Origin of the sequence: Pseudomonas sp. 39004 (genome assembly GCF_028682155.1) — a bacterium.
Classification (GTDB): Bacteria; Pseudomonadota; Gammaproteobacteria; order Pseudomonadales; family Pseudomonadaceae; genus Aquipseudomonas; species Aquipseudomonas capeferrum.
The window spans coordinates 1-9,929 of sequence record NZ_JANIAG010000191.1 but is presented as its reverse complement, the minus strand read 5'-3'; the positions used below and the strand labels follow the sequence as shown (position 1 = coordinate 9,929).

Here is a 9,929-nt window from a genome sequence, read left to right as displayed (position 1 = left end):
GCCGCGCGCCAATACCTCAGGCATAATTGGCCCGAAACAAATGTAGGAGCGGCCTTGCGTCGCGATGCGCCGCGCGGGCGGCGCTCGATTTCCGCCCCACCTCCAAATCCAAGACAGGCAGCTAGCCGCCATCACCCTATCTCCCGACAAGCGCATAGCAGCCCCACTTCCCCAACATTCTGTGAAGAACCTATTTTGCCGTGGCCAAGGCGGTCTGCTTTTAGGACCGGAACGGTCGCGTGCGCTGCCATCCCTACATTCCTCATGGTTGAACACAGCGGCCGCAACCCGCTAAGGTCGCCGCCTTGATCCACGAGAGGCAACCATGGGCTACCTGATTATCGTCGCGCTGATCCAGGCGTTTTCCTTCAGCTTGATCGGCGAGTACCTGGCCGGGCATGTCGACAGCTACTTTGCCGTGCTCGCGCGGGTGCTGCTGGCGGGCCTGGTGTTTCTGCCGCTGACCCGCTGGCGCCAGGTCGAGCCGCGCTTCATGCGCTCGATGCTGCTGATCGGCGCGCTGCAGTACGGCATCACCTATGTGTGCCTGTACCTGAGCTTTCGCGTGCTCACCGTGCCGGAAGTGCTGTTGTTCACCATTCTCACGCCGTTGCACGTCACCTTGATCGAGGACGCCTTGAACCGGCGTTTCAACCCATGGGCGTTGCTCGCGGCGCTGGTGGCGGTGGCCGGGGCCGCGGTGATCCGCTTTGACAGCATCAGCGGCGAGTTCTTCATCGGCTTCCTGCTGCTGCAGCTGGCCAACTTCACCTATGCCGCGGGCCAGGTGCTGTACCGCCATCTGGTCGCCCGAAACCCCAGCGACCTGCCGCACTACACGCGCTTCGGCTACTTCTACCTGGGGGCCTTGATCGTGGTGTTGCCGGCGTTCGTGTTGTTCGGCAATGCCCAGCACTTGCCGAGCACTGATGTGCAATGGCTGGTGCTGTTGTTCCTCGGGCTGTGCCCTACTGCGTTGGGCCTGTACTGGTGGAACAAGGGCGCGTGCCTGGTCTCCGGGGCGACACTGGCGGTGATGAACAACCTGCATGTGCCGGTGGGGCTGTTGCTCAACCTGTTGATCTGGAACCAGCACGAGCCGCTAGGGCGGCTGTTCATCGGCGGTGCGGTGATTCTGGCGTCGGTGTGGCTGAGCCGGTTGGGCAGCCGTGCTCAGGTACCGCTTGGCAACAAGGCGTGAATGAACCCGCATGCATACCATCTTCACCATCGTCGCGCCGATTTTTGCCCTGATCCTGGTCGGCTTCCTGTGCCGCAAGACCAACAAGCTGGGTGACAAGGCAGCGGCCGAAATCAATCGCATGGTGGTCTGGCTGTGCCTGCCGGCCTTGCTGTTCAAGGTCACCGCCACCGCTACCTGGAGCGAGATCTGGCAGCCGGGCTTCATCGTCGCGTTCGGTGCCGGGGCGCTGGGGATGTTCGTCGTCACGCTGGTTTGGCGCTTGTACAGCGGCCATGGCCTGGTGGCCTCGAGCATCGATGGGCTCAGCGCGGGGTATGCCAACACCGGCTACATCGGTATCCCCTTGTGCGTGCTGCTGTTTGGTCAGGCGGGTTTGCAGCCGGCGTTGATTTCATCGCTGATCGTGGTCTGCCTGGTGTTCGCGATTTCAGTGATGTTGATTGAAATCGGCCTGCAGGAAGAACGGCAGGTGGGGCGCGCCATGTGGGTGGTGAGCAAGGCGCTGGCCAAGAACCCGTTGGTCATTTCGCCGATCGCCGGGGCGGCTTGGGCGGTTTCTGGTTTGGGCCTGGCGGAGCCGGTGCTGCATTTTCTCGACATGCTGGCGCTGGCGACCACCCCGTGCGCGCTGATTTCACTGGGGGCGTTCCTGGCCGAGAAACGGGGCATGGGGCAAGCCAGCCCGTGGCCGTTGGTGGGGCTGAAACTGGTCGGGCAACCGGCGTTGACCTGGGTGCTGGCGTTCAAGGTGTTCAGCCTGCCGACCTTGTGGGCAGCGTCGGCGGTGCTGCTGAGCGCACTGCCGACGGGCACCGGGCCGTTCATGCTGGCGGAGTACTACAACCGGGAGGCGGGGTTGATATCGCGGACTATCCTGTTGTCCACGGTGGCATCGTTGCTGACCTTGACCGGGTTGCTGTACCTGCTGGGTTATGCCGGGTAGCGCGTATCGTGTAGGCGCTGGCTTGCCTGCGATGGGCCGCAACGCGGCCCCCAGCAATCTCAAGCCTCGCTCAGGTCTTCCAGACGATGCGGCACAGGTTCAGCCGACAGTCGCCCCGCCAACCCCGCCCGCATGTCATTCCCACTAGGCTGCTGGTACAAGCTCAACCCGAACTCCGGCAACACCGCCAACAGGTAATCGAAGATATCCCCCTGGATCCGCTCATAGTCCGCCCACACCGTGGTCGTGGTGAAGCAGTAGATCTCCAGCGGCACGCCTTCGGCGGTGGTCTGCATCTGGCGAACCATGCAGGTCATGCCTTGATGCACGTTGGGGTGGTTCTTCAGGTAAGCCAGGGCAAAGGCGCGGAAGGTGCCGATGTTGGTCAGCTTGCGCCGGTTGGCGGACAGCTCGGCCACCGGCCCCAGGGCTTCGTTCCAGGTTTGCAGTTCCTGGCGCTTGCTGGCCAGGTAGTCGCCCAGCAGGCGCACCTGGGTGAGGCGCTGCTCCTCTTCGCGGGTGAGGAAGCGCACACCCGCGGCGTCGATGAACAGGCTGCGCTTGATGCGCCGGCCACCCGACTGCTGCATGCCGCGGTAGTTGCGGAACGACTCGCTCATCAAGCGCCAGGTCGGGATCGAGACGATGGTCTTGTCGAAGTTCTGCACCTTCACTGTATGCAAGGTGATGTCCACCACGTCACCGTCGGCGCCCACCTGGGGCATTTCGATCCAGTCACCCACATGCAGCATGTCGTTGCTGGTCAGTTGCACGCTGGCCACGAACGACAGCAGCGTGTCCTTGTAGACCAACAGCAGCACCGCCGACATGGCACCCAGGCCCGACAGCAGCAGCAATGGCGAGCGGTCGATCAGGGTGGCGACGATGACGATGGAGGCAAAAATCCACAGCATCATCTTGGCCAGTTGCACATAGCCCTTGATCGAGCGGGTGCGGGCGTGCTCGGTGCGGGCGTAGATGTCGAGCAGGGCATCGAGCAGGCACGACAGGGCCATGGTCATGAACAGCAGGGTGAAGGCCAGGGCGACGTTGCCGAGGAAGTGCTGCGCCGTGTCGGACAACTCCGGCACCAGTTTCAGGCCAAACTGCAGCACCAGCGACGGTGTGGTCTGGGCCAACCGGTGCAGGACTTTATTGTGGCGCAGGTCATCCAGCCATTTCAGCGCCTGTTGGCGTGCCAGCAGGCGGGTGCCGTGCAGCATCAGGAAACGCGCCAGGCGGCCGACCACCAGTGAAATCAGCAGCAGGACGGCCAGGCCGATGGCGGCGTGGAGCATGGGATGTTGGTCGAGGGTGCCCCAGAGGTCGAGGGAGTCACGCCAGATTCGTTGGATATCCATGGGGTTGTGAGCGGTCTGTATTGCCAAACGAAGCGCCATTAGAGCGCGGAAGCCGATAAAGTTGCCAAAAGAAATTCGGCTATGGCGGCAGAAAACGTTACCCTATGCAACTGAATTTCCCGCACTTGCCTGAGGTTACCTCCGTGTTTTCCCAATTCGCCCTGCACGAACGCCTGCTTAAAGCCGTGGCCGAGCTTAAATTTGTCGAGCCGACCCCGGTGCAGGCAGCGGCCATCCCCCTGGCCCTGCAAGGGCGTGACTTGCGTGTGACCGCGCAGACCGGCAGCGGCAAGACCGCGGCATTCGTCCTGCCGATGCTCAACCGCCTGGTCGACCTGAGCGGCCCACGCGTGGAAATCCGCGCGCTGATCCTGCTGCCTACGCGCGAGCTGGCGCAGCAGACCCTCAAGCAGGTGCAGCTGTTCTCCCAGTTCACCTACATCAAGGCTGGCCTGGTCACCGGCGGTGAAGATTTCAAGGAACAGGCCGCCATGCTGCGCAAGGTGCCGGACGTGCTGATCGGCACCCCGGGCCGTCTGCTCGAACAGCTCAATGCCGGCAACCTGGACCTGTCCCATGTCAAGGTGATGATCCTCGACGAAGCCGACCGCATGCTCGACATGGGCTTTGCCGAAGACATGGAGCGCCTGTGCAAGGAGTGCGAGAACCGCGAGCAGACCCTGCTGTTCTCCGCCACCACCGGTGGCGCGGCATTGCGCGACATCATCGGCAAGGTGTTGAAAGACCCTGAGCACCTGATGCTCAACAGCGTCTCGCAACTGGCCGAGGGCACGCGTCAGCAGATCATCATGGCTGACCACGACCAGCACAAAGAGAAGATCGTCCAGTGGTTGCTCGAAAACGAGACCTACCAGAAGGCGATCATCTTCACCAACACCCGTGCCCTGGCAGACCGCATCTATGGTCACCTGGTGGCCAAGGACGTCAAGGTCTTCGTACTGCACGGTGAAAAGGACCAGAAAGACCGCAAGCTGGCCATCGACCGCTTCAAGCAGGGCAGCTCCAAGGTGCTGGTGGCGACCGACGTGGCGGCCCGTGGCCTGGACATCGACGGCCTGGACCTGGTGATCAACTTCGACATGCCGCGCAGTGGCGACGAGTACGTGCACCGCATTGGCCGTACCGGCCGTGCCGGGGGCGAAGGCCTGGCCATCTCGTTGATCACCCACAACGACTGGAACTTGATGTCGAGCATCGAACGCTACCTCAAGCAGCAGTTCGAGCGCCGGGTTATCAAGGAAGTCAAAGGTACCTACAACGGGCCGAAAAAGGTCAAGGCCTCGGGCAAGGCTGCCGGGACCAAGAAGAAAAAGGTCGAGAAGAAGTCGGGTGACAAGAAGGCTACCGCCAAGCGCAAGCCAACCGCCAAGCCAAAGGCCAACGCGCCACTGGCCAGTTCCGACGGCATGGCTCCGCTGAGAAAGCGTCAGCCTGCAGCTGAGTAAATCGACTTGTGCCCTATCGTCGGCTTGCCGGCGATAGGGGCTTCACACCTCGCATCAGTCAGCTTTTTTCTCCGCTGTCTTCAGTTCCTTGATCCGTGTATCGATCAACTGGCATTTGTCGGGCAAGTCCTTGCTCGCCGTCCCCAGCTCCATCCCTTGGAGCTCATCATTGATTTCCTTGGCCTTCTGCGGGTTCTGCTCAGTGAGCTGGCTGACCAGGCCGGCCAGTTCTTCACGCTTCTGCGTGGCCTCTTCCGGTGTGCAGGCCCAGGCGGGTAGGGCGCAGAGCAGGGCGGTGGCGCAGGCAATGCTTAGCAGCGGTTTCATCCTTCTTACCTCTCGCGTTGGCTATGCGTGATGGAGGGCAGTCGATGCATCGAAGTTCAGCTTCAGCGACCGGCGGGCTCTGCAATCCGTACCTGCAGTACAACTGATGTTGTCAGTGGGCAAGATGAGGTTTGGCGGTCATGTCTATTCCCAGCGCCTTCATGACGGCAAGAAACGACTTCAACGTCGGATTACCGTGCTCGCTGAACGAGCGATAAAGTTGTTCACGTGACAAACCCGTCTCTTTCGCCAATTCGCTCATGCCTTTGGCACGTGCTACCACACCAACGGCCTTGGCCACGTAGCTGGCATCGCCCGTTTCAAGCGCATCGGACATGAACTGCGCGATGGCTTGCGGGGTGGTCAGGTAATCAGCCGCATCGAAGTCAAAAAATGTTTCAGTCATGTTGCATCCTCCAGGAGCGCAGGATTTAGTGAGCCGCTTTGATGTCCCGCCGTTGGCTGCTTTTGTGCCCGCCGCAGAGCAGAATTACCAACGTATCGCCTGATTGGTGAAAGTACACGCGGTAGCCCGGCCCATAGTGAATTCTCAATTCACTTACACCATGGCCAACTGCTGAAACGTCGCCAGGCAGGCCCTCCATCAAGCGGTTGATACGAGCAATAATCCGGATACGCGCCGTGTCGTCCCGGAGTCCATGCACCCAATGCCTGAAACTGCTGGATTCGATTTTCTTCATTGGGCGAATGTAGTTTATAAATCACACGGAGCAACGCATCAAATGGTTTCTGTTTTTTCTGAACATGGCTCACTGTCGACAGGTCCACCCTGTGTACCCCTTCCGTCCACAGCAGGAGCCTGCCGCCATGAGCATCACCTACGACTGGGACCTGATCGAGCGCTTGCTGCATGAAGCCCAGAACAGCGCCGGTCACAGCTTCACGCCACGCCCCTATGCCGAGCAGCACGCCGCAGCGTTGGCCGCCAAAGGCCAGCCAGTTGGCGACCTTGACCACCTGAAGACCCGCGCTTGCGAGTATGAAAAGCTGCTGTTCGAGCGCGGCTTCATCGAAACCCGGCCCGCAGAAGACGGTGGCAACGGTGAAAACTTTGTCCTTACCGAGCGCGGATCACGCCTGTTGAGCCTGATCGACAGCAGCATCCCTGGCTTCGAGCACCCCCGCCAAGTGCTTGAAGAGCAGGAAGACGCGCTGGATGAGGCAACCTTTGAGCAGGTGTCCTCCAAGGCGCAGATTGCTTGAGGTCGTTTTGAGGGTGGCACGGGTGGCCAAGGAAAACCGATAATCGGTAATTCTTGATGACTGCCGAGTTGACGCCCATGCCATTGACTACCCCTAAGGCCCGCTCATGAGCGCGGCCCGGAAGAACCCCGACGCCTTTGCTTTCCAGGTCATGCTGGGGCTGTGCCTGATCTGGGGCTGCCAGCAGGTGCTGATCAAGACGGCCGCCGTCGACATCGCACCGGTGATGCAGGCCGCCCTGCGTAACTGCATCGCTGCAGTGCTGGTGGGCCTGATGATCTGCTGGCGCGGTGGTTGGGAGCAGGTGGGCACTACCTGGCGCGCCGGGTTGTTGGCCGGCGGGCTGTTCGGCGTGGAGTTTCTGTTCATCGCCGAGGGGCTGAAGCTGACGTCGGCAGCGCACATGTCTGTGTTCCTGTATACGGCACCCGTGTTTACTGCCTTGGGCCTGCACTTCATGCTGCCCAGCGAGCGGCTGCGCCTGCTGCAGTGGTTGGGGATCTTGCTGGCGTTCGGGGGGATCGCCACGGCATTTGCCGGCGGTATGTCGTTCGAGCAGATGGACAGCCGCACCTTGCTGGGCGATGCCTTCGGCGTCGTGGCAGGGTTGGCCTGGGGCGCGACGACGGTGGTGGTGCGCTGTTCGCGATTGTCGGAAGCGCCAGCGACCTTGACCTTGTTCTATCAGCTGGCCGTCGGTTTTGCCGGGTTGCTGCTGATTGCCTTGCTCAGTGGCCAGATCGGGGCGGTGTCGCTGACGCCGTTGGCCATTGGCAGTGTGCTGTTCCAAGGGATCGTGGTGTCGTTTGTCAGCTATCTGACCTGGTTCTGGCTATTGCGCAAATACCTGGCGTCGAACCTGGCTGTGTTTTCGTTCATCACGCCGTTGTTCGGCGTGACGTTCGGAGTGCTGCTGCTGGATGAGCCACTGAGCGTGAACTTCGTACTCGGCGCAGTGATGGTTTTGCTTGGGGTGGTGCTGGTGAGTGCCGAGCCCTGGGTAAAGCAGCAATTGCGTAAGTGGGTGGGGTGATGGTTGCACCTACACCGAGCGCGCATCCGCCGAGTGTTGGGCAGGGCAGGTGCGATGGGCTTGGGCGCCAGCCAGCACCAGCAGCCCGGCCACTGCCAGACCACTGGCGGCCAGCAGCAATGCGGGCTGCAAACTCCCCGTGTAGTGGTTGCTGACGGCCGCCAGCAACGGCCCGCTCAGTTGCCCGAGCGCAAAGCACGCAGTAAGCAGCCCGGCATTACGCTGCGTCGCCTGCGGCGCCAGCTCCCGCGAACGCTGCATCACCAGCTGCATGCAGGCCAGGAACGGCGCACCGCACAGCACCACGCCCAAGGCCAGGCCAAGGCCGCCGCCCCACAAGCAAGCCAGCACGCCCAGCCCTTGCAGCCATAGGGTGGCGGTCAGCCAGGCAGAGGTCCGGCCGCCCCGGCGCAGGCTCACCAGCACCACGCCCAGCGCTGCCGCCACGCCAAACGCAGGCCAGAACAGGTCGGCCAGCCATTGTCCCTGAAACTGCTGGTTGGCCATCTGTGACAAGAAGGTGGCCGGCAGGATGTAACCGACGCCGTACAAGGCATATACCAGCCCAAGGCGCCCAATACCGGCACCGTGCCTTGTACCTGGCTGCACAGTGGCCGGGATCACTGCCGGCGCCTGCGGCCGTGGCAACCAAGGCCTTACTGCCAGCAGCATTAGCAGCGCGGCGGTGGCATAGATCAGCCAGAGCGCAGCCGATCCCAGCCCCAGCACATGCGCACCCAGCGCCAACAGTCCGCTAACGGCGATACCCACCCCGGGCCCTGCGAACACCAGCGCGCCCAGGCGCTGGCGCTGGTGTGCATTGGCGACCTGCTGGCTGAGGCTGGTGATCATCACCAGTACCCAGGCGCTGGCCACGCCAGTGCCGAAACGCAGCAGCAGGTGGCTCCAGAAGCCATCGGCGGCCCCAGAGGCCAGGGTCAACAGCACGCACAGCCACAGCCCGCCATGCAGGCGCAGGCGCACCTGGACAGGGGTGCGGGCGAACATGGCATCCACTGCACCCAGGAAGTAGCCCAGGTAATTGGCTGCTGCGACCAACCCGGCGGCCGTGAGGTCGAACTGGCCTTCAGCGATCAATTGCGGCAGTTGCGGGGTCAGGGCAAAGCGGCCTATGCCCATGGCCATCATCAGCGCCACGGCGCTGGCCAGCAGTTGTATGAGCGGTGACATGGAAGGACTCCTGCACGGGGTAAGCGATGGCTGGCAGGTTAAGGGGCTTTTATCTTCAATAAAATTGAATAATGATGATGAAGTTGTTCTGTTTTGGAGAATGGTATGGAGTTCAGCCAACTGCGCATCTTCCAGGCGGTTGCCGAGGAAGGCTCGGTGACCCGCGCCGCCGAGCGCTTGCATCGAGTGCCCTCGAACCTGTCGACGCGCCTGCGCCAGCTCGAAGACCAACTGGGCGTCGAGCTGTTTTTGCGCGAGCGCCAGCGCCTGCAGCTGTCACCTGCGGGCAAGGTGTTGCTGGACTACGCCAATCGCCTGTCGGCCCTGCGTGACGAGGCGATGGCGGCCGTGCAGGGTGGCCAGCCGGCCGGGGAGTTTGTGCTGGGCACCATGTACAGCACTGCAGCGACCCACCTGCCGGCCTTGTTGGCGCGTTACCACCAGGCGTACCCGGCGGTGAACCTGCAGGTGCGCGCGGCGCCCAGCGGCGAGTTGTTCGAGGGTTTGCTCAGCCATGGCCTGGACGCGGCCCTGGTGGATGGCCCGCCGAGCCTGGCCGGGCTGGATGGCGTGCCACTGTGCGAAGAGCAACTGGTGTTGATCACCAGCCCTGAGCACCCGCCCGTGCACACGGCAAAAGACGTGGCAGGCAAGGCGGTGTTCACCTTCCGCCAGGGCTGCTCGTACCGCATGCGCCTTGAAGCCTGGTATGCCCACGCGCATACGCCGATGGGGCGGGTGATGGAGATCGAGTCCTACCAGAGCATGCTGGCCTGCGTCATCGCCGGCGCCGGCGTGGCGATGATGGCGCAGTCCATGCTCGACAGCCTGCCAGGGCGTGACCGGGTGCGGGTTCATCGCCTGCAGGCGCCGTTTGATCAGGCGGTGACTTGGTTGATGTGGCGCCAGGGGATGCGAGGGGCGAATTTGCAGGCGTGGATCGATCTGCAACAAAGCGAAACGATTAGCCAGTCGTCGGAATGCGGCGTTTCCCCTTGATCCGCGTCAAAATGGCCCCTATCTCTAGGAACAGATACATGCGCAATACAGGACATCGGGCTATGATCTGTATGAAACATGACTGGATTGATTGACCGTGAGGCTGACCCGTCAAAGGGGGCACTATGAAGAAACCACTGTTCAACTGGCTCCACGACTTGGCTGTCGCACTGGGGCTGAT

General features: G+C 62.1%; 12 protein-coding genes. 7 read left to right on the top strand and 5 right to left on the bottom strand.

The annotated features are described in order from the left end of the window. The first annotated feature begins 325 nt into the window (after positions 1-325). Both NP534_RS23350 and NP534_RS23345 read left to right on the top strand, forming a co-directional pair. Positions 326-1,201, top strand: a complete 876-nt coding sequence (locus NP534_RS23350) for a carboxylate/amino acid/amine transporter (RefSeq protein ID WP_274100258.1) — start codon at positions 326-328, stop codon at positions 1,199-1,201. Positions 1,202-1,211: 10 nt separating this feature from the next. Then, positions 1,212-2,147 (top strand): AEC family transporter, encoded by a 936-nt coding sequence (locus NP534_RS23345; RefSeq protein WP_274100257.1) that lies wholly within the window; start codon positions 1,212-1,214, stop codon positions 2,145-2,147. 59 nt (positions 2,148-2,206) lie between these two features. Here the strand turns inward: NP534_RS23345 and NP534_RS23340 are convergent, their stop codons facing one another. Beyond that, positions 2,207-3,508: a mechanosensitive ion channel family protein gene (locus tag NP534_RS23340; RefSeq protein WP_274100256.1), complete on the bottom strand. Its 1,302-nt coding sequence runs from the start codon at positions 3,506-3,508 to the stop codon at positions 2,207-2,209. Between the two features lie 104 nt (positions 3,509-3,612). Between NP534_RS23340 and NP534_RS23335 the strand changes: the two genes are divergently transcribed. Continuing rightward, on the top strand, positions 3,613-4,974 hold the full coding sequence (locus tag NP534_RS23335) for a DEAD/DEAH box helicase (protein WP_274100255.1): 1,362 nt from the start codon (positions 3,613-3,615) through the stop codon (positions 4,972-4,974). A gap of 54 nt (positions 4,975-5,028) precedes the next feature. On the opposite strand, the gene NP534_RS23330 is transcribed toward NP534_RS23335, so the two are convergent. The 3 genes from NP534_RS23330 to NP534_RS23320 all read right to left on the bottom strand — a co-directional run bounded on the left by NP534_RS23330 (position 5,029) and on the right by NP534_RS23320 (position 6,002). Next, a complete protein-coding gene (locus tag NP534_RS23330; RefSeq protein ID WP_033699650.1) occupies positions 5,029-5,301 on the bottom strand; it encodes a hypothetical protein in 273 nt (90 codons plus the stop codon). Between the two features lie 112 nt (positions 5,302-5,413). Next, the gene (locus tag NP534_RS23325) at positions 5,414-5,707 is read right to left on the bottom strand and encodes an addiction module antidote protein (RefSeq protein WP_095063760.1); all 294 of its coding nucleotides are present in this window, start codon (positions 5,705-5,707) and stop codon (positions 5,414-5,416) included. 25 nt (positions 5,708-5,732) lie between these two features. Then, positions 5,733-6,002, bottom strand: coding sequence for a type II toxin-antitoxin system RelE/ParE family toxin (locus tag NP534_RS23320; protein ID WP_274100254.1), 270 nt, complete (start codon positions 6,000-6,002; stop codon positions 5,733-5,735). Positions 6,003-6,129: 127 nt separating this feature from the next. Between NP534_RS23320 and NP534_RS23315 the strand changes: the two genes are divergently transcribed. Together NP534_RS23315 and NP534_RS23310 are read left to right on the top strand one after the other, a co-directional pair. Beyond that, positions 6,130-6,525: a transcriptional regulator gene (locus tag NP534_RS23315; protein ID WP_033699644.1), complete on the top strand. Its 396-nt coding sequence runs from the start codon at positions 6,130-6,132 to the stop codon at positions 6,523-6,525. A gap of 106 nt (positions 6,526-6,631) precedes the next feature. Beyond that, positions 6,632-7,558 carry a DMT family transporter gene (locus tag NP534_RS23310; RefSeq protein ID WP_186663941.1) on the top strand — a complete coding sequence of 309 codons (927 nt, stop codon included), beginning with the start codon at positions 6,632-6,634 and terminating at the stop codon, positions 7,556-7,558. A 9-nt stretch (positions 7,559-7,567) separates the two neighbouring features. Here NP534_RS23310 and NP534_RS23305 read toward each other — a convergent pair whose 3' ends face one another. Further along, on the bottom strand, positions 7,568-8,749 hold the full coding sequence (locus NP534_RS23305; RefSeq protein WP_274100253.1) for an MFS transporter: 1,182 nt from the start codon (positions 8,747-8,749) through the stop codon (positions 7,568-7,570). A 105-nt stretch (positions 8,750-8,854) separates the two neighbouring features. On the opposite strand from NP534_RS23305, the gene ptrR reads away from it, so the two are divergent. Both ptrR and NP534_RS26915 read left to right on the top strand, forming a co-directional pair. After that, on the top strand, positions 8,855-9,748 hold the full coding sequence (ptrR, locus tag NP534_RS23300; RefSeq protein ID WP_033699637.1) for a putrescine utilization regulator PtrR: 894 nt from the start codon (positions 8,855-8,857) through the stop codon (positions 9,746-9,748). A 125-nt stretch (positions 9,749-9,873) separates the two neighbouring features. Beyond that, the coding region (locus NP534_RS26915; protein WP_443201095.1) for a PA1414 family protein at positions 9,874-9,929 on the top strand (56 nt) is incomplete at its 3' end.